Source organism: Undibacterium sp. CCC3.4, assembly GCF_034347425.1.
In the GTDB taxonomy this organism is placed as follows: Bacteria; Pseudomonadota; Gammaproteobacteria; order Burkholderiales; family Burkholderiaceae_D; genus Undibacterium.
Window position 1 is genome coordinate 4,348,987 of sequence record NZ_CP133779.1, and the last position, 18,287, is coordinate 4,367,273.

Sequence of the window (18,287 nt, forward strand, 5' to 3'; positions counted from 1 at the left end):
ATGAAAAAATATTCCTGATGAAGGGCATGGCACACCTGTTTCAAAAATTGATAGCAAAAAAAAAATATATGCGTATTCAGTTGATATCCGATGGAAACAGCCTAGGAAGTGTGGTGAAATAAACCACTAATTTCGTGTACTGCACAGTTTTCATCCCAAGGAATTGGCAATCCAAATCATGCTCTTTGGCACTAGCAGTCATCTCTATCCATGATGCTCGAGCAAATTTTTTTAAAATTTTATCTGCAGTTTCTTTACGCAAAGGGTGCCCCAATTTTTGCTCCAGCTTATAGCAAATAAATTCCGGAATTTCGTTCAAAACAAATGAGATCGCATAAGCACTACGATTGCGTCCCACCTGATTATCTACCAGCTTCAGTACTTTATTTTCCAGCGTACGAACACGGTTATAGTAGGGCCCATGACCTTGGTCAGGATGAAACGACGCCAAGTCTTTTCTCATGCCGTGATCAGCAATGCACTGAGCATAGGATCGCGCAAATTCATGCATCTTCTTTGCAGTCTCATGGTCACCGACATGTTCTGAAAAGCGCATGACTGCATAGTAAAGTGTGGAAAAATTGCGTATATCTGATTTACCAAAAGCGGCCGGCTTGCAATTGTTAACATAAACATCCTCAGCACCTGGGGCTAAGTTCAAAAGATCGAGCAAACGTTTTGCCTCGTGAAGTTCTTTAAATTTTTCTTGGTCGTAGCTACGTATCTCGCGCGCATCTACGCGAAAAATTTTCCAACGTTCGTCCTCTGGCGGAGGCGCTGTAAAATCGAAGCTTAAATTATCGTCTTGCAATGTCAATCGATCAAACGTATCCTGATTATTTGTAATGGTATTTTTTATTTTTTGAGAAAGCACATCGCCGGTCGTGGGCGATTTCACTACTGGTCGGTCGCCCCCAAAAAAACGCTTCATGAAGTTAGACCTACCTACCTTCCCACTTGGATCAGTAGCTGCATGCGGCGACAACTCAGTACTATTTTCGGCACGCGCAGAGCTAACACCACTCGACGAAGACGACGACAAAGATGAATTTGACTGCAAAGAAGCTGAATACGAGGAGCAACTCGGAGCCGTGGAGGTAATTGGCATGAAACTATTTCCTTTGAAGTATCAATAGACGGAGCTGCGCGCTCCGAGCTGTAAACTGCTACGGCAGTAGAGGCCGCGCAGAGCAAATTTATTTCACAACGATGGCAACAGCAAAGACGAAGTAATTCAAAAACAGCATGACTAACAAGGGTGGGGCAAGAAGCGGCAGGCCGGACAGTGGCCGGCTGCTGATATTAAATTTTCAGATAGGTTTTATCGGTCGCGAGCAGGCTTGGAATCGATTTAGTCAGTACCTGAATTAAATTATCGAAGGTATTGTGCGCAGAACTATACTTCTGGCCCATGGCACTGAGCCCATTCTTGAGGTTATCCGACTGGGTATCAAAACCGGTTTGCCATTGACTGAACACGGCGGCGCTGAGCGTGAGTTCGGTCGTGGCAGCGATGGTATTAACAGATAAATCCGGACTCGCCGTCGCAGTGGGATAAACCATTTGGTTCAGGGTCGTCATCAAGGCATCAATCGGTGCCATGTTTATCGCTACCGTCCAAGTTAGGTCGCTGGCACTGGCACCGGGCGGTGCCGTGACGACTGACTCTGGCATTCCGAGGCGCTTGGCCCAAGCCAGTGCTTCGGCTTGCGAGCCGGTAAACAACAAGCCCTCCTCATTGCTGGGGTTGGCATGGGAGTAGCCGTAAGTGTTTCTCAGGTCGAACAATTGTTGATACAGATCGCCTACTTTAAATTTCACTTCGCCTTCTTTTCCGCCAGTGCTGACAATGCTCGCCATGGAAGAAACGATGTCGCTGTAAGCTTTGTAAAAAACGGTACTTTTTTTGACCGCTACTTCGTAGCGCTTAAGATAATTGAGATTGATACTATTGATGACCGCAGCAATTTCTCTCCACAGCGCGACACTGCTGGTGGAGGAATGATTGAAGAATGAATAGACACCCGATTTGCCCGCTATTTCTGCTAACAAGGTATCAATGCGTGCCGTATTGATGGTCACAATCACGATGCCACCGATAGGATCGTCGATGAGATAAATCAAGGGGCCGGCCACTAACTCGGAACTGCTGTTGAACACGGAGGGGCCGACAGACCAACCCAAAGCCAAATTGATCAGATTGAGATCATCGCTGACATACAGCGGACGCGACAGAGGCAGTGCCGTGAACGCTTGATGGTAATAGCTTGCCTTCAGGGTTTCCAATTTCTGCCGGTAGGCTTCGTAGGTATCACCGGAGACAAGTTCAATGGCGGCAAGTTGCTGTTCGTAGGCGGCATAGCCATCGCGGAGCATTTCCAAATCGTTCGCGCTCAAATTCAGAGCCCGTGATGCCGGTAAAGACGCGCCAAGCATTGGCGCAGCGCGCGCAAGTCCTGCTTGTGTTGTGGTGAGCAGCACTTCAGGCCCAGCGCGCAACGCCGAGTCGGCCTGCCTGACACTGATTTGTAGCGGCAAGGGTACGGCGACGCCGAGTGCATCAAAGCTGGCCATAGCACCATCGAATTGCAATTGCGCGATGCGAAGCGCCGGCGAATCAAGCGCGGCATGTGGCACATCAAACAGGGTGGCGATGGCTTTTTGCATTTGCACCGAGGCCGCGACCATGGCCGGATTCACTAACGGCGCATGCACTGCGCTGGTTTGCTCACTGTTAGCAACTTGCCCATCAGCTTCTACAACAGTGCTTGCAGCACTATTTACAGCCGTGGGAACGCGCATCAGCGCAAAACTTACCGGACTACTGACAACTGTTTCCATCTCATTTATCCACATTCATAGGTCGACAATCAGGCGTCAGCATAAGGGTAGGTACCTTCATAGTGACGCCACTTCGTATGTACTTAAGTACGGACTCGGGCCAAACGTGCTAAAAAAATTTGATTCGTCATCGCTGGCAAATCGACGACAATATCCTGATCGAGTAGCAATTGCTCGACCTCCTCACATAAGTCGGCCACTGTCATGCTCGCGCTTAAGCTGGCGGCCGGCAGTTCAATACAAAACGCCTCATTGAGCGCCAAAACAAAATCGAGCAATTCCAATGAGTCGAGATAAAAGTGATTGACCAAGCTTGCAGTCAAGCTGATGTCGGCTCGTTTTACATTAAAATGTTTTGCAATCAATGCCAATACGCGCTCTTGATTGCTCGTCTGTTGCTCATACATTGCAAGCATGATCATGCTCCTTTATCGCGATCAATTAAATTTGGAAAAATGTCTTATCCGTATCGGCCAAGGCCGGTATGGTTTTACTCAACACCTGTATCATGTTATCGAAACTGCTTTGCGCGGAACTGTATTTCTGACTCATAGCACTCAGCCCCTGTTTGACACGTTCGCTTTGAGTATCGAAACTCGTTTGCCATTGTGAAAAATTCGCAGACGTCAACTCTCGCCGCATAGTGCTATCGACCGGACTAGTGGAACCGCTGCCAAATACAAGGCCGCTGAGTGAATTGAGCAGACTGCTGATCGGCGCCGTATCGAGCACTACCGAGTACAAACCTACACTACCGGGCGAGGTGATGGCAACGACCGTCGATTCTGGCATACCCAAACGCTTAGCCCACGCCTTGGCTTCCGCCTCACTGCCGGTAAAAATATGGGCAGCCTGACTGGCGGCACCTTGCGGATCGTTGGTATCAAACGAGTACTTCGCCTTCAGCGCTGCGAGTTGTGTATAAAGAATACCAACCCTGAACGTGATTTCCCCCTCTTTGATACCACGCTCCACCATGCTGGTCATGTTCGAGACGATGTCGCTGAATTCGGCATTGAAGTCGTTATATTTACCTAAGCTATCTTGGTAAATATTGAGGTAATTATTGTTGATGCTACTCATCGCTTCGGCGGTCTCTTGCCAAAGTTGGATGCTGCTGGTATCAGAATGCTGAAAGATGATGGTGCCGCTTTGCCCTTCAATTTTTTTCAACATTTGGTCTATCATGCTGGTATCAATTGAGGCAAATGGCAGTAACATTTCAGGAGCACCAGGAGCGGGAGACGCCATCAAACTGACTATCGTCAAGGTATTTGGCGGCAAACCCATGGCCTCATTGAGAATTAAAAACTGTTCGAATTCGTCAGAATAGATCATCCGCTCAGTTAAGGCCAAGCCATGATACTCATTCTTGAGCGCCTCAAGACGAGCCCGATAGTCGGCCACCGGCTCGCCGACTACCGGGCCTGATGCCTGAAGTTTTCCAGCGAAAACTAAATATGCTTGGTAAATCGTTTCCATTGCCGGCGTCAAGGGATCGGCGGGCACCAGCGGATCGGTAAAGATAGAGCGCCCGCTGGTCTGCGCTGTACCTGTGCTGGCACTGAGCGCCATCGCCACGGCATCGCTGACCGTGGCTGGCACCGGAACCGCAAGGGCATCAAGCGCAGCCATCGATTGTGCCAGTTGGGTTTGAGCTAACACATTCGCGGCGGTGCCAGTTGCTGCCGACTTTGCACCATACAAGGTATCGAGCGCCCTACTCGCTTGCGCCGCATAGTTCAGAACGGCAGTATTTGATTTCGGCACAGCGACGAGATTCACACTCGGCTCACTGGTCTTCAGCGTCGCCGACGCTGCATCACTGAACAAGATGTTATTGCTAAGGCGAGGTGTGACGGTGAACATGCTTATTTCTGACATAATCTTTTCTCACTAAAACAGTAATTCAAAACACAGCGTGGGGGGCACACGCTGCGCAAAAAAAGAAGACGATGGGCAGTGCGATAAACCAGACCTCAGATAGTTACCAACTGAGTATCGCCTGTGCGTCCAGACCCGCCTCATCACTACTAAGCGCGATCTGAGCGCGATCTGAGCGTTGCCAACATAGCGTGTCTGTACTCGCCTGCCCATTCGGCATCAGGCGCGAATATTCGATGCGATCGCCGCCATGGTGGAGGCACGCGACTTGTCAAATTCCGCCATCATTTGCATCATTTTTTCCAGCAAAGCGCCCTCAGAACTCTTCGTTTCACCCGTCTGCCCGGCGAGGTTCATCATGGCGCTATTACTGGCACGCGTCACTTCTTCTCGCATTTTTTCTGCCGTCACTTCGATATCGCCAGCGCTGCGCCCCATCGTGCCAAACATTTGCGAACTGCCGTTGATGCCATCGCCGGCATGGGCCCATTTGGAACTCCGCGCCAAAGCCAGCTCATGATCAATGTCTCTCACCTCAACGTCAGCAGCCCTTTCCGCCGCCTGCTTTGCCGCATCTTGCTTCGCATCATCAATGGGATTCGCGTGATCAACCTTTTGACTGACATTTTTCGGGCTAGTATCTATTTTGTTTTCCAGCATCTCAGAATTGTTCTCCGGCTTAACTGTTTTTGCGACACCGACATCCTTCCCTGTCTTTCTGCTTTCTGCGGCAGGCAACTTATTTGTATTGATCGATGCAATATCTTGCTTAGCCGATTTAATACGCATCCCCACACCGGCACCGGCCACGGCGAATTGCATAGAACCGGAGACGAAAGCGCTGATGGCGGTACTGACGCCTTGCTTTTTAATCGATTCACCGGCAAGTTTCGCCAATTGCTCGCCGATGACATTGAAACGCCCAAACATTTCTGCCGTGGTCAAACGCATTTTTTGCAAAGCTAAATAGGCTGCCATCATTTCGCTGGAAGCATCATGCAAGCCGAACTGGCTGATCAATTCAAGCAAGCCTTTTTCTTGCGCTGGTGCCAGCGCACCACTAAACATCGTTACCGGCTTGAGCAATTCCGGTTGTGCCGCAGCGAAGAAAGACAGGGGCTTTTGCGCTGAGCCTGAATCTACTCCGGCACGCAATATCGCTTCACGCGCCACTGCAGTCATGGCTTGATTTTGTCCAGACGTGCCAGTAGTACGCCCCCCCTCGCCGACAGTCGACGTGATCACCCCAGCATATTTACCGGCACTTTCCGCCGCTGCCACACCAGAAAAATCGACGACTCTTACCGCATTTCCAATTGCACCCATTTTAATTTTCCTTTAAAAATCAGTTAAACCAACTAAATATGACGCCGCCATCGGCGTTATATTCAACGCCACTTAAGCTCGCGCCGCGTGACGCGCACCATTTAAAATCATCAAACCGGTTTCAGTTCTATTTACTGCAATGGTCGACAAGTCACGCGAGGCATTCAGCAAAAATTCTTGAACTGTCGAAAAATGATCGTACGCACCTTTCATAAATTCGCTGAGCTGCTTGGAACTGTTTTGAGAGTAGAATAATTCTGCCAGCAAGCGAGAAATTTCTTCCTGAATAGCACCTTGCGCCATGCCCGTGCCAACCTGTGTACCGGTAACGGCAAGACTGAGCGAGGATTGCGCGATGCTGAGATTTTTCACATATATTTGCAGTGCGATTTGATCGCTTTTGAGACCAACTGATGTCAGTGCTTTGACTGTGAAACTGCCGGCATTAGCGGAAGCACTTTTGGCAAGTTGCATGACGACTTGTGGCGTAATTTTTACAATCATTTCTTTAATGACAGTACCAAACATATCCATGAATTTAGTTGCCGCAGTTTTAGCAATCAGCGCGACAACAATCACGACAACGACGAGGTAAATGGCGACCACGACTGAGGCGATGATGTTAGCGGCTTTTTCGACGGCTTCAGGATCGATACCAAAAGCGGTAAGGATTTTACTGATGATATCGGCGACGAACTGTATAAAGGGCATGATGACATTCTTCATCAGCGGCTCCATGATTGGTGCCAATATGCGCTCTGTCAGCGAGGTCCCAGTCGCCAGCGAGGTTATGGTATCGGCAATAACGACGACCAGCGTGACAGCAGCCACCACCAAGGCGGCCAAAGAGGTGGCTGCACCTAGCGTCACTATGCTGGCTATCACCATCACTGCAGCCAACAAACCGCCGATGATCTTGCCGATACAACCGCCGAACTGTGCAGTCTCTTCCGACTTACGCACTTCCGCATCGTATTCACGGGCGGCTTTTTCCATGGCCGCTTTACGCGCATCTTGCATAGCCTCAAATAAAGACAAACTGTTTCTGAGCGTGGACTCGCTGTTTTTTCCAACCAGTTCGATGAAGCTTGCCATGAGCAAGGTCATACGCGCCAAACTGGTCAGATTAGTTTCGTTGGCTTCCTTGATAGGCTGCGTATGCACCAACTGAACAGCCGCATTGGTCAGGCCTAGCGCCTGGGTAGCCACAGCGGTTTTTTGTTCATAATTGCTTAGCGCTGAACGTCCGGCCATTTCGGCCGCCAGCTTGGCCGCCTGAGCTTGAGCAAAGGCGCTGGCAGCAAGCGCCAGATTGAGTTCGGCTTGCTGACGCTCTGGCGTACCAGGGGCAGCGGCAGAAACTTCAGCTTCCGCCTTCGCCATACGCAGCCTCGCCTCTTCATGGGCATTTTTCTTTTCCTCCATCACCATCACAGCTTGCTCGAATGCCAGCAGGGCTTGCGCCTCAGCGGCAACCGCACTGGTAGCCGCTGCCGATAACTGACCAAGATTGGCGTTACGTGCTTCCATGAAGTTTTTGAAGATAGCAAAACGACTCATCAATTCGTTGATGGAGATTTCACCGATCAAGGCCATCAGTTGCGCAATCAAAAGCGTGAACTTGGCATTGCTCGTCAATTCGGCTTCCGGCTTAGGACGAACCAATACCGGACGCTCGAAATTTTCGCGTGCTGCAGCCTGTTCTGCTTCATCACGCGCATCGATAAACTGCGTGGCATAAATTTCACTGGCACTGATCTGACTGGCTTTAGCCAAACCCTCACCAGCCGACACACTGAGCTGTGCCGCTGAAAATAATTCCGAATTCGCACGTATGCGGTCGGCACCACTAATACTGCTAACAGGAGAACCCATTGTGACTACCTCATTTTTTTAATAAATCCCCATCGGGGGACAACTCCACGTCGGACTCTTCGCTTGCCTCGGTCGCTTGCACATCTTGCAATGCTTCCAGATAGGCACTCGCCTTGGCGCGCAAGGTCTCTTCGTGACTGTGCAAACACACCAACTCAAAACACAGACGGGCTTTTGCCGTCCGCTGTAAATACATATGACATTGACCGGTATAAAACACTGGGCCGTAATCATTTTTAGCCAAGGCAAACGCCAACACGTACAAATCTATCGCTTTCTGATAATTCTTCTTCAGTTGCGCAACGGCTGCCAAACCCATTAAATATTGCGAATTATTGAAATCGTAAATGCAGAGAAAACGGAAGAATTTTTCAGCATCATCAAGCCGACCATTGCTGTAAAAATCGTAGGCAAGTGCATACAACTTATCCATCATCTCATCGGAAATTCCATACAGGTCTTTGAGCGTGGCACCATTTTCTACTGCCTCCACAATCAGTTTTGCTGTTTCATCCGTCGCCAATTGATCATCATTTACTATCATTTTTTTCTTTCACCAAGATATCGTTGTAGCGATTTAGTGGTGCTGAGTAGTATTAAAACAGTTATCTTCAGCACAAGCATTCAGAAATCGCCCAAACTTTTATTTCATAAAATAAGCGTGTTTTTACAACGACGCAAACCTACTTCCCTTACCTGCTTCATTGATCTTTATTTCGATTTTCAGCACTGCCGAGCGTGTTATCCGGCTCGGACTCGGCGCTGAAATCAGCCTCCATTTCTTCATCGCTACGCGGATCCGGGTCAGCCTGGTTACCGCCCAACTGTTCCATTTCTTGCAACCACATCAGTATTCTCAGAATATCGCCAAGCTCTTCGGTATTGATGAAGGAATACGGACTGTGTTTTCTATATAATCTGCGCGCCAAAGCGATATCTCGCACCACAGGTACACCGACCTTGGCAGCGTAAGCACGAACAGCCAGTGCACGTTGATTGGCCTCGATCACCGAAATAAATGGGATAGGGACAATTTCGGGTTTGAAGTAAATACCGATGGCCAAATGCGTGGGGTTGGCGACGATAACACTGGAATTTTCGATATCGCTCTTGACTTGCTCGGATAACAGTTCCATCGCGAATTCCCGGCGTCGGTGTTTGATCTCGGGGTCGCCATCTTGTTCTTTGTGCTCGCGCTTGACCTCTTGCTTCTCCATTTTCATGTCTTTGATCGTGAGGAAGTACTCGGTCAAGGCATCGAGGATAATGATGAGCACGATGCAGAGCAGCGCCGTGAGCAACAGGCTCATGAGCAGATCGCGCCAGATCGGTACCAGTTGCGCTGGACTCGAATGGATTTGCGCTAGCAGTAAAGCTTTGTTTTTGTCGAAAAACAGCACGACCACCAAGCAAAATGCCGACAGATATAGCAAGGCTTTGACCAACTCTTTAACCGTGCGCAAGCTGAACATTTTTTTAAAACCATTGACGGGATTGAGCGCGTCAAAATTGAGCTTGAGCGCGTCGAAAGCGAGCACAAACTTCGTTTGCAGCAAAGTCGGCAAGGCCGATGCGATAAGGCACACGCCAACGACAGGGAGAATAATTTTTAAACTCAGCCACAACACCTGCCCGCTGTATTCGGCGATACCTTGCTTGAATTGGTTAGCAATGGTTTCGCGATACAAGAGCATGAGCTCACTTAAAGACACATACCAGATTACAAAACTTAAGCCAGACAGCAACAGGCAAGCAGTGATCAGGTCACGACTTTTGAATGATTGCCCTTTCTTGGCCGAGTCACTTTTCTTTTTCTCGGTAGGTAGTTCGCTTTTACTGGCTGCCATCGTTAGCCTTTGGTACGGTGAACCAATTCGACAGGGTAGCCGGATCGCGCCGGAGATTCATTACCTCGCCCGATAAGAGCGGGCCGAAGTAAAGCAAGAGCATGATGAGGGCCACTGCGCTTTTGACCGTCAGCGCAATCGAGAAGGCATTCATCTGCGGTGCAAAGCGCGACAACAAGCCGAGCAAGGCTTCGGTCAGCAGCAAGGCGATCACTACCGGACTGGACAAGACCAAGGCTTGCCCCATAAAACTGGTCAGCACCGATGCCAGAGGCTGGAACTGCATTTGACAAGCAAGCAAGGGATCACACAGTTGATAACTCTGCGCAAACATATTGAGCATCAATTGCATGCCCCCGCCTTGCAAGTAGATAGCGGCAGCAAATAAATTGAAAAAATTCGCCATTTCCGATGTATCGATACCGTTCGCCGGGTCGATACTGCTGCTGAGTGTGGCACCGCGCTGATTGTCGATGAAGCTGCCTACAGCATGAAATACCCAGAACGGCCAGCTTAACAAGCATGCCAGCACGATGCCGATCAAGGCTTCGCCGGCGATCATAGTCAGCATGGTGACGGCTGGAATCGGTGCCAAGGCGCTGACCGGATGCGGCCACAAACCAATGGCCACCACCATGATGACGGTTTGACGCATGACCCCGGTGAGCACACTGGTATTTAAGAACGGTAAGACAAAAAATACCGGGGCCATGCGTGCCGAGGCCAGCACCAGCGAAGTGAGCCAGAGCGTCGCTTCGGATGAGAGGGAGTGCAGCGTTGCAAGCATAGGGAATCAGGAGCGCAATGCCATGCTGAACATTTCACGGCTGAAGTTCAACAGGCTCTCGCCTATCCAACCAGAGAGCATGAACAAACACAGACATACCGCCAGCAACTTGACGCCGAACGGCAAGGTTTGCTCTTGCAATTGCGTCACTGTTTGAAATAAGCCTACCGTCAGACCGACTATGGTGGCAACGAGGATGGGTGGTGCCGACAAAAGCAAGACCAAATATAAAACTTGGTTGCCAGCATAAGTGAGATCGGTCATGGCGATTCCTAAGACATGTAAGGCAGCATCAGGCCTTTGGACAGCAAGGTCCAGCCATCAAGTACGACGAACAATACCAACTTCACCGGTACGGAGATGGTGACCGGGCTCATCATCATCATACCAAGCGATAATAAGATGCTTGAGATGACGAGGTCGACAATCACAAAGGGCAAATACAAGTAAAAGCCAATTTTGAAAGCATTTTTGATTTCCGTCAGCGTATACGCCGGCAGTAAGGAGAGTATCGATGGCGGGGCATCGGGATCGCTGACCTGCTCTGTACCATGACGCTTTTTTTCAGCATCATCAAAGAATTTTGTCAATTCCGGATCGGCATATTTAGTGAGGTAAGCGCGATAGCCATCGAGCCCGGTTTCCGTGAAGGAAACCACCGACGCGACACTATCGAAACGGACATCATGGGATTGATAATGCGTGTACGCTTGCTGAGCAATCGGCATCATGACGAACAAGGACAACAGCAAGGCCACGCCATTGAGCGTCATGTTGGATGGAACTTGCTGCAGACCGAGCGCATTGCGCACCATGACAAAGACGATGGAAAATTTGACGTAACAGGTACCTGAAGCAACCAGAAACGGCAATAGAGTCAGGAATGCCAGCAGCGCAATGAGCGTAATATCATTCGGCATGGTGCGGTTCGGAGTAAAGTTCGGTGATTTCTACTGCCAGTCGGTCGTCGATCTGTATCAATTCTCCTTGCGCCAGTAAGACGCCATTGGCGCTGATACGAATATTTTTTTCTATATCAGGTGCAAGCTCAAGTAACTTTCCAGCGCTGAGCTGCGACAACTCGCCCATCGTCATGCGCTTACTGCTCAACATGAAATCGAGACGTACCGGCACACGGGCGATGGAACGATGCGTATCCGCTGCGACACTTGTTGCGGCTGCCGCATCGGTGTAAAAATCATCGATCTCGGCGTCGGCGTCATCGAATTCATGATCAATGTAATCGTCTTGCAATTGTTCCACTATAAATCCTTCCTTAGTCCATACGTAGCGACCGACAGCCATTCCTAAAATAGCAATGGTCGGTGTCGCGTTTAAAATCATGAGCGCATCGCCGCAGCGTAGCTGCGACAATAAGGTGACACTGATATGGCTGTGCCCCAGCATAAGTTGCAAATCAAGCGGCAGTGCCAGCAAAGCAGGTGCCACCGCATTCGCTGGTACTGCAGTCGGTTCAGGAAAATATTGCAGCCATAATTTCCCTTGCGCAGTATGCAAGCACGGCATAGCTTGACTTGGGAGGGCTTGCGTATCACTGAGTTTTTCATGCAACAAGCGGGTATATTGCAGCGCTGGCACAACTAAGCTGACTGCTTGTTCAGTCAGTCCGAACAACTGCAAGAGCTGCTCTTCATGTGGCGCCCCGCGCGCCAGTACTGCCAGATCCGGCGCCACACTTTCCATCCATTCATCGAGATCGAGATAGCCTTGCCAGCGTGGCGCACTCGGCGCAACATCATCGAAAGCGCTCAGTTGCAAGTAGCGTCGATAGCCAGGTAAGCTTTGGTACTGCACCTGCAAGCCCTGTGACTGCCATAGCGCGACGGCAGCGCGCGCCTGCAAGTCGGCGCGTTCGACGCGTCGGAAATGAAATTGACTCACGCTGTCTCTTCCTCGTCATCAAGAAAGTCAGGACGGGCTTGCCGATCACCTTGATCTTCATCTTGGAGCAGTTGCCATTCGACTGGCGCTGGCAATTGACCAGAGTAGTGATCGAGACGTTGTGCGACCAAGGGATCGGACGGTTGCAGTAAAAATGGCGCGGCTTCAGAAGCCGCCTGCAAACGGACGGCATGCTCCTTGCCCCAAGTTTTGAATTGGTAGGTCACCTGGGTACCGAGCAGTGGCGCTTCGGCGCTGAGGCGTTCGCTTGGCAACTGCGGTGGCGACTGTGCAGGTGTGGCAGTTTGCGTGCGCAATTCAGGCGCATGTGGAGCGCGCTGCGGTGCGACAGTCTCAGCAGCTAACAAGTCATCGACCACTGCGCGCATTTTTTTATCGACACGCAGCGGTGCGCTCGGCTCATTCATTCTGCTCGAGGATACGAGAGCGCGCTCAAGCGATGCCGGATTCGGCGTTGACCAAGAGGGGCGCGGCGAGCTCATGGCCGATGCGGCGTGCACTAGCTCAGTGGGCAAGGCGCGCGCTTGCTTACCAACTCGCGCCGCGGCTGCAGACTCGTTCACCGAGGTAGACTTGGGCGCGGCACGCAACTCAGCCGAAACGGCAGGCGATGGCAGCGTCGACGATTTCTGTTCTACCAACTCACCGGGCAATGCCATCAAACTGCGCGCACGGTGCGGTAATGACAAATGGACATTCGTGCGTAATTGCTGCAGCGAGAGTACTGTCGAAATTTCAGGCAAACTGCCAGAAGGCTCAGGCCGGGCCGGAAGAGGAGCAGCGACATCGGCGATGGCTTTCAATATCCGCGCCGGATCAGGTAACACAACGCTACCGACCTGAGATGCCAACACGCCCAGCATCGCAGGCGATACAGCTCCATTGAGTGCGGCACTATTGCCTGCAGCATGCTGCTGAGCTTGCCGCGCTTGTGGCGCCTGTGGCGCTTGCATATCAGAACCTAAGCGCTCTTGCCGCTCTGAGGGGCGCACAGCGAGATCAGCGACCAGTTTGCCAGACCTTTGCACTGATGCGGCAGAGGCGGCCAAGATGGGCGTATTGACAGCAGCCAGAGTCAAATTTGAAGTAGGTGGCAATGCACGGCGTCGCACTGTCGATGCCAGCGACGCGTGTTGATACGATGGCGAGTGCTGAAACAGTATTGCTTGCGATGCAAGGTGTGACACATCAGTAGGGAGAGAATTCGAAGCAGACGATGAGGCCGAGCGCTCGGTATCGGCGATAGCATCGGCATCGGCATCATCATCGACAGCGATGGCTTGACTAGTACTGAGAGTACCAGCGCGTGCGCGGGCTTGCAGCGCTGTTGATGGCATGAATGGCAGCGCTGCGACCATCATGTCTTCGGCCTCGCGATACGCTTGCTTTTTTTTACGTAATTGTTCCACTTCTCTATCAAATGCAGTACTGACGCCCTGAGCGCCGCTTGCTGTGGTGGTCGCCTGCGCAGCAGAACGCATGGCAGTGCTTGGATTTATATTCGTCATACGGTTCATCCTTGGTATCGATTGGCCTCAGGATGAACTTTACGAGACAGCACGCGCACAAACCCGATGAAAATCTGATCATTGCAATCAGAACTTGCGTGAGTATTTTTCCTGGACTTCGGTCTCTTCACGCCAACTGCGCTGCAGTGCCAGCTTGATACGTTCACGCCGTACGCATTGAAAAAATTTATCAACTTTGCGATGCCATTGCATATGCGCGCTGCGCGCTGTCGTCAATTGTTTTTGTAACTGTTCAGTTTGCTCTTCGAGTTCGCGGCGCTGCAAGGCTAGCTCTTGAATTTTCTGGCGATAGACGGCGCTGTGCTGTTGCATCGCAAATAAGCCGGAGCGCGTAGTCACGCCGTTAGCTATCTGCTGTTGCGACATCATCAGGTACACCTGCTGCTGACTATCGAGGGTACGGATTTCGTCTTTCAAGCCTTGCATTTTAAATTGCAAGGCTTCTATGTTGGCGGCACTGCGAGTGCGATGTGACTCGCAGCGTCGTAGCATCAGACGCGCTTTAAGCAGCAATTGCACGCATTTGCTCCAAGGTTCTTTCCAAGCTATCACTCTCGCTGCGAGATTGACGCAACCATTTATTGAGCGCCGGGCGACGCTGCATGGCCTTGTCGTTTTCGCGATTTTGTCCTTCTTTGTATTCGCCGAGATCGATAAAAACTTGCAGGTCTTCTAAACGCGCGAGTAAATCACGTACTGCCATGGCTTGTTTTTGATGCGCCTCTGAGCTCACTTGCAAGGCGACCCGACTGGCACTGCGCAGGACATCGATAGCGGGAAAGTGACCCTTCGCAGCCAGTGCACGATTGAGATAGATGTGCCCATCAAGAATAGAACGGATTTCATCGGCGATCGGATCGGGCTCGTCATCACTCTCAAGCAGCACGGTATAGAATGCGGTAATGCTGCCGCTGGAGGTAACGCCTGGCCGCTCCAACAAGCGTGGCAAGGCATCGAAGACCGAAGCCGGATAGCCGCGGCGGGCCGGTGCTTCACCGGTAGCCAGAGCGACGTCACGCAGGGCGCGCGCGTAACGGGTGATCGAATCCATGAACAACACCACACGTTTTCCTTCAGAGCGAAAATACTCGGCCACCGTCGTCGCCAGCAAGGCGGCGTTGCAGCGATCAACGGAAGAAAAATCGGAGGTCGCATACACGAGCACGCAGCGGTCGGCATGTGGAGACTGGCGCAGCATGCTGGCGAATTCCGTTACTTCACGACCGCGTTCACCAATGAGACCGATGACAAACACATCGGCATCAGCATGATCGATGAGCATATTCATGAGTGTGGTCTTACCACAGCCGGCAGAAGAAAAAATACCGACACGCTGGCCGATGCCACAGGTCAGCAAGCCGTCGATAGCGCGTACACCAGTGACCAATGGTGTGGCAACGACTTCGCGCTCGCGGTATCCGGGAGGCGCCGCATCGATCGCTTGCGCGGTGCTGCGACCTTCCGGCGCCGGGCAAAAGCGTTCAGTGATACTGCCGGATGGATCGACCACGGCACCCAGCAAACCGGCACCAATCGGCACGGTCAGACTGGCACCTGTGGGCATGAGCAATGCTTGCCGAGACAAACCCTTGGAGATACCGATCAGACTCAGGATTGCGACGTCTTCACGAAAGCCGACGACCTGAGCACGGGCAACCGTTTCCATAGTGTTCCAGTGTCGACGAATTTCGCAAATTTCGCCGATCATGACATCGGGCAAAGGCGCTTCGATGATCGGCCCGGCGAGATTGAGCGGATGGGCGAATTCACGCATCAAGCGCAGAGCTGGCGTCATTTCAGTAAAGCCCGGAAGGTGTCGGCCCGCTCAAGAAAGCCCTCGAGTGCTTCGCGAAATTTTTCGCCATCTTCGAGCGCACTGAGTGCCACCAAGCCGCGTAATTCGAGATAACCTTGGTCTTCATTGAAACACAAATGATCGTTGCGTACCCATGAGAGTTTTTTCATCATTTCTTTGAGCAAACTGGCGGCATGCAGGTCAACACTGTTTTCATGGTATTCGCACAGGCGGCTCCAAAGCCAGATATCATCATCACGGCGACCGACATAGATGGTCGGCGACCAGTTGAAATCGAGCGCGATGGTCGAGTGACTGTCGAGATCTCCTATCATGTCGGCGGCACAGCCGCCGGAAAGCAGCGCGTCCTTCACCAGAGTTGCGATGTCAATATATTGCATATATTCTCCTTTTTTTTAATGAATGGATTTAATTACGTTAATAGAAATATTTTCAGTGATTTCACCGAACGACAACACTTCGAGTTCACGAAAACGTGGCTCAAGGAGTTTTTTGACGAAGCGACGTACATCGACTGCCGTCAATACCACCATGTCTTTTTGGGCGAATGAAATTTCACTGAAAGCCAAGGTGAATTTGTCGAGCACTTCTTCAGACTGCACCGGATCGAGATTGAGAAAGGTTCCGCCCGAGGTGCTGCGCACTCCCATACGAATGAGTTCCTCAAGTTGCGGTGACATGACGAGCGCACGTAGTTCATCCCGTGTAGCGAATTTATCGCAGATGTAACGTGCCATCGCGCCGCGTACATGTTCAACCAGAGCAATCACATCTTTTTCACGCGGAGCCCAATGCGCCAAGGTTTCCATGACCAGCTTCATATTGCGAATGGAGATACGTTCCGACAGCAGGCGCTGCAGCACTTCGGCGATTCTCTGCACGGTGGCATGGCGGTATACTTCTTTGAGCAAGTCCGGGTATTTCGCTTCCAACTTGTCGAGCATCTGTTTCGTTTCCTGGATGCCGAAGTATTCATTGACATTACGTGACAGTAATACCGCAAAACATTGGTACAGCTCGTCTAATGCCGCACGTAACTGAAAACCGAGCTTGAGCAATTTTTCTTTTTGCGCCGGCAATACCCAGACACGTCGGCTCTCGCCCTGCGCTTCGCTGTGATGCGGAATGCCGAGTTGGTCGATTTCTTCATTGGCATTCACTACCAAAAATTGATCGTAATAGACACTGAATTCTTCGGCGCGAATTTCATTAATCATGACGACGGCTCGGTTATCGGCCAAGGCTTCGCTGGCACGCAGTAATACCGTTGGTAAATTACCGCCGTAATCGATGAAAAATTGACTGGCGAAACGTTGGCCGATTTGTACTTCGTTTAAGGCGGCATAACGTTTTGCCGGCACCAGCAAGATCAGCGGGATGGTTTCCGCCGCCATGTTGTCGAGGTTGCCGATGAGTCCAAGTTGGTTGTCTGCTTCCGAGTTTTCTTGATAACTGCCATCGGCAGCCGCTTCTGGTGGTCTGGCCTTGTGCGCAGCGCGACGCCGAATGAAGTACAGACCGGCCAGCAAAGCGGCCAGTATCACGAATACACCGGTCGGAAAACCCGGCAGCAGGCCGATGGCGACGGCCAGTAAGGCGGTGACGATGAGAACAAATTGCGTTCCCAGCAGCTGCGTCATGATGGTTTTACCTAGATTGCTTTCATCGTCGTCGTTGACACGCGTAACGATGAAACCGGCGCTGATAGCAATGAGCAAGGCGGGAATTTGGGCAACCAAACCATCGCCGATGGTGAGGATGGTGTAGGTATCGAGCGCAGTGGACAGATCCATACCGTGACGCGACATGCCGACAGTAATACCACCGATGAAATTGACAAAAATAATGATGATGCCGGCGATCGCATCGCCCTTGATGAACTTCATCGAACCATCAAACGAGCCATACAACTGGCTTTCGCGTTCGAGTGTACTGCGTCGACGACGCACACCTTCGGCATCGATCAGGCCGGCCTTGAGATCGGAATCGATACTCATCTGCTTGCCCGGCATACCGTCGAGTGAGAAACGGGCTGCTACCTCGGCGACGCGCTCGGAACCTTTGGTGATGACGATGAATTGCACGATCGTGACAATGGCAAACACCACAAAACCGACCGCGAGGCTGTCGCCGATGACGAATTCACCGAAGGTATTGATAATTTCACCGGCATCGGCTTCAAGCAGAATCAAACGACTGGTGCTGATGGATAAGGCCAGTCGAAACAAAGTAGTAATGAGTAGAATAGAAGGAAAAGAAGAAAAATTCAAAATCTTTTCGATATAAAACGAGCCCATAAATACCAACACTGCGATGACGATATTGAGACCGATCAGAAAGTCCACCAGATAGGTCGGCAGCGGTACGATGAGCATCGCGATGATTGTTATCATCAGCAACAGAATCAGCAACTCGGGACGCGAGCGCAGACCGTTCAGGGTATCGTTTAACACAGAATG

General features: G+C 51.1%; 17 protein-coding genes. All 17 read right to left on the reverse strand.

Annotated elements, in window-relative coordinates:
- Positions 1-76 precede the first annotated feature (76 nt).
- A complete protein-coding gene (locus RHM61_RS19205; protein ID WP_322248912.1) occupies positions 77-1,108 on the reverse strand; it encodes a hypothetical protein in 1,032 nt (343 codons plus the stop codon).
- Between the two features lie 194 nt (positions 1,109-1,302).
- Positions 1,303-2,841 carry an IpaD/SipD/SspD family type III secretion system needle tip protein gene (locus RHM61_RS19210; RefSeq protein ID WP_322248913.1) on the reverse strand — a complete coding sequence of 513 codons (1,539 nt, stop codon included), beginning with the start codon at positions 2,839-2,841 and terminating at the stop codon, positions 1,303-1,305.
- An 83-nt stretch (positions 2,842-2,924) separates the two neighbouring features.
- The gene (locus RHM61_RS19215; protein WP_322248914.1) at positions 2,925-3,257 is read right to left on the reverse strand and encodes an acyl carrier protein; all 333 of its coding nucleotides are present in this window, start codon (positions 3,255-3,257) and stop codon (positions 2,925-2,927) included.
- A gap of 25 nt (positions 3,258-3,282) precedes the next feature.
- On the reverse strand, positions 3,283-4,710 hold the full coding sequence (locus RHM61_RS19220) for an IpaD/SipD/SspD family type III secretion system needle tip protein (protein ID WP_322248915.1): 1,428 nt from the start codon (positions 4,708-4,710) through the stop codon (positions 3,283-3,285).
- A gap of 234 nt (positions 4,711-4,944) precedes the next feature.
- Positions 4,945-6,051 (reverse strand): hypothetical protein, encoded by a 1,107-nt coding sequence (locus tag RHM61_RS19225; protein WP_322248916.1) that lies wholly within the window; start codon positions 6,049-6,051, stop codon positions 4,945-4,947.
- Between the two features lie 72 nt (positions 6,052-6,123).
- Positions 6,124-7,926 (reverse strand): type III secretion system translocon subunit SctE, encoded by a 1,803-nt coding sequence (gene sctE, locus RHM61_RS19230; protein WP_322248917.1) that lies wholly within the window; start codon positions 7,924-7,926, stop codon positions 6,124-6,126.
- Between the two features lie 10 nt (positions 7,927-7,936).
- A complete protein-coding gene (gene sicA / locus RHM61_RS19235; protein ID WP_322248918.1) occupies positions 7,937-8,470 on the reverse strand; it encodes a type III secretion system translocator chaperone SicA in 534 nt (177 codons plus the stop codon).
- Between the two features lie 157 nt (positions 8,471-8,627).
- Positions 8,628-9,773: an EscU/YscU/HrcU family type III secretion system export apparatus switch protein gene (locus tag RHM61_RS19240; protein ID WP_322248919.1), complete on the reverse strand. Its 1,146-nt coding sequence runs from the start codon at positions 9,771-9,773 to the stop codon at positions 8,628-8,630.
- Positions 9,760-10,560: a type III secretion system export apparatus subunit SctT gene (gene sctT, locus RHM61_RS19245; RefSeq protein WP_322248920.1), complete on the reverse strand. Its 801-nt coding sequence runs from the start codon at positions 10,558-10,560 to the stop codon at positions 9,760-9,762. The genes RHM61_RS19240 and sctT overlap by 14 nt, the downstream gene beginning before the upstream one ends.
- 6 nt (positions 10,561-10,566) lie before the next feature.
- The gene (locus RHM61_RS19250; RefSeq protein ID WP_322248921.1) at positions 10,567-10,824 is read right to left on the reverse strand and encodes an EscS/YscS/HrcS family type III secretion system export apparatus protein; all 258 of its coding nucleotides are present in this window, start codon (positions 10,822-10,824) and stop codon (positions 10,567-10,569) included.
- A gap of 8 nt (positions 10,825-10,832) precedes the next feature.
- Complete coding sequence (locus tag RHM61_RS19255; RefSeq protein ID WP_322248922.1) at positions 10,833-11,480, reverse strand: EscR/YscR/HrcR family type III secretion system export apparatus protein; 648 nt, start codon at positions 11,478-11,480, stop codon at positions 10,833-10,835.
- Positions 11,470-12,462 carry a type III secretion system cytoplasmic ring protein SctQ gene (gene sctQ, locus RHM61_RS19260; RefSeq protein ID WP_322248923.1) on the reverse strand — a complete coding sequence of 331 codons (993 nt, stop codon included), beginning with the start codon at positions 12,460-12,462 and terminating at the stop codon, positions 11,470-11,472. The genes RHM61_RS19255 and sctQ overlap by 11 nt, the downstream gene beginning before the upstream one ends.
- Positions 12,459-13,991: a type III secretion system needle length determinant, SpaN/EivJ family gene (locus tag RHM61_RS19265; protein WP_322248924.1), complete on the reverse strand. Its 1,533-nt coding sequence runs from the start codon at positions 13,989-13,991 to the stop codon at positions 12,459-12,461. The genes sctQ and RHM61_RS19265 overlap by 4 nt, the downstream gene beginning before the upstream one ends.
- A gap of 87 nt (positions 13,992-14,078) precedes the next feature.
- Positions 14,079-14,531 (reverse strand): hypothetical protein, encoded by a 453-nt coding sequence (locus tag RHM61_RS19270; protein WP_322248925.1) that lies wholly within the window; start codon positions 14,529-14,531, stop codon positions 14,079-14,081.
- A complete protein-coding gene (gene sctN / locus RHM61_RS19275) occupies positions 14,515-15,807 on the reverse strand; it encodes a type III secretion system ATPase SctN (RefSeq protein ID WP_322248926.1) in 1,293 nt (430 codons plus the stop codon). Before sctN ends, RHM61_RS19270 begins: the two co-directional genes overlap by 17 nt.
- Positions 15,804-16,208 carry a hypothetical protein gene (locus tag RHM61_RS19280; protein WP_322248927.1) on the reverse strand — a complete coding sequence of 135 codons (405 nt, stop codon included), beginning with the start codon at positions 16,206-16,208 and terminating at the stop codon, positions 15,804-15,806. The genes sctN and RHM61_RS19280 overlap by 4 nt, the downstream gene beginning before the upstream one ends.
- Before the next feature lie 15 nt (positions 16,209-16,223).
- Positions 16,224-18,281 (reverse strand): EscV/YscV/HrcV family type III secretion system export apparatus protein, encoded by a 2,058-nt coding sequence (locus RHM61_RS19285; protein ID WP_322248928.1) that lies wholly within the window; start codon positions 18,279-18,281, stop codon positions 16,224-16,226.
- Positions 18,282-18,287: the final 6 nt, after the last annotated feature.

What these genes read in the sequence shown, in the direction of transcription:
- RHM61_RS19205 (WP_322248912.1), bottom strand. Translation starts at nt 1,108, where the DNA reads ATGCCAATTACCTCCACGGCTCCGAGTTGCTCCTCGTATTCAGCTTCT.
- RHM61_RS19210 (WP_322248913.1), bottom strand. Translation starts at nt 2,841, where the DNA reads ATGGAAACAGTTGTCAGTAGTCCGGTAAGTTTTGCGCTGATGCGCGTT.
- RHM61_RS19215 (WP_322248914.1), bottom strand. Translation starts at nt 3,257, where the DNA reads ATGCTTGCAATGTATGAGCAACAGACGAGCAATCAAGAGCGCGTATTG.
- RHM61_RS19220 (WP_322248915.1), bottom strand. Translation starts at nt 4,710, where the DNA reads ATGTTCACCGTCACACCTCGCCTTAGCAATAACATCTTGTTCAGTGAT.
- RHM61_RS19225 (WP_322248916.1), bottom strand. Translation starts at nt 6,051, where the DNA reads ATGGGTGCAATTGGAAATGCGGTAAGAGTCGTCGATTTTTCTGGTGTG.
- sctE (WP_322248917.1), bottom strand. Translation starts at nt 7,926, where the DNA reads ATGGGTTCTCCTGTTAGCAGTATTAGTGGTGCCGACCGCATACGTGCG.
- sicA (WP_322248918.1), bottom strand. Translation starts at nt 8,470, where the DNA reads ATGATAGTAAATGATGATCAATTGGCGACGGATGAAACAGCAAAACTG.
- RHM61_RS19240 (WP_322248919.1), bottom strand. Translation starts at nt 9,773, where the DNA reads ATGGCAGCCAGTAAAAGCGAACTACCTACCGAGAAAAAGAAAAGTGAC.
- sctT (WP_322248920.1), bottom strand. Translation starts at nt 10,560, where the DNA reads ATGCTTGCAACGCTGCACTCCCTCTCATCCGAAGCGACGCTCTGGCTC.
- RHM61_RS19250 (WP_322248921.1), bottom strand. Translation starts at nt 10,824, where the DNA reads ATGACCGATCTCACTTATGCTGGCAACCAAGTTTTATATTTGGTCTTG.
- RHM61_RS19255 (WP_322248922.1), bottom strand. Translation starts at nt 11,480, where the DNA reads ATGCCGAATGATATTACGCTCATTGCGCTGCTGGCATTCCTGACTCTA.
- RHM61_RS19265 (WP_322248924.1), bottom strand. Translation starts at nt 13,991, where the DNA reads ATGACGAATATAAATCCAAGCACTGCCATGCGTTCTGCTGCGCAGGCG.
- sctN (WP_322248926.1), bottom strand. Translation starts at nt 15,807, where the DNA reads ATGACGCCAGCTCTGCGCTTGATGCGTGAATTCGCCCATCCGCTCAAT.
- RHM61_RS19280 (WP_322248927.1), bottom strand. Translation starts at nt 16,208, where the DNA reads ATGCAATATATTGACATCGCAACTCTGGTGAAGGACGCGCTGCTTTCC.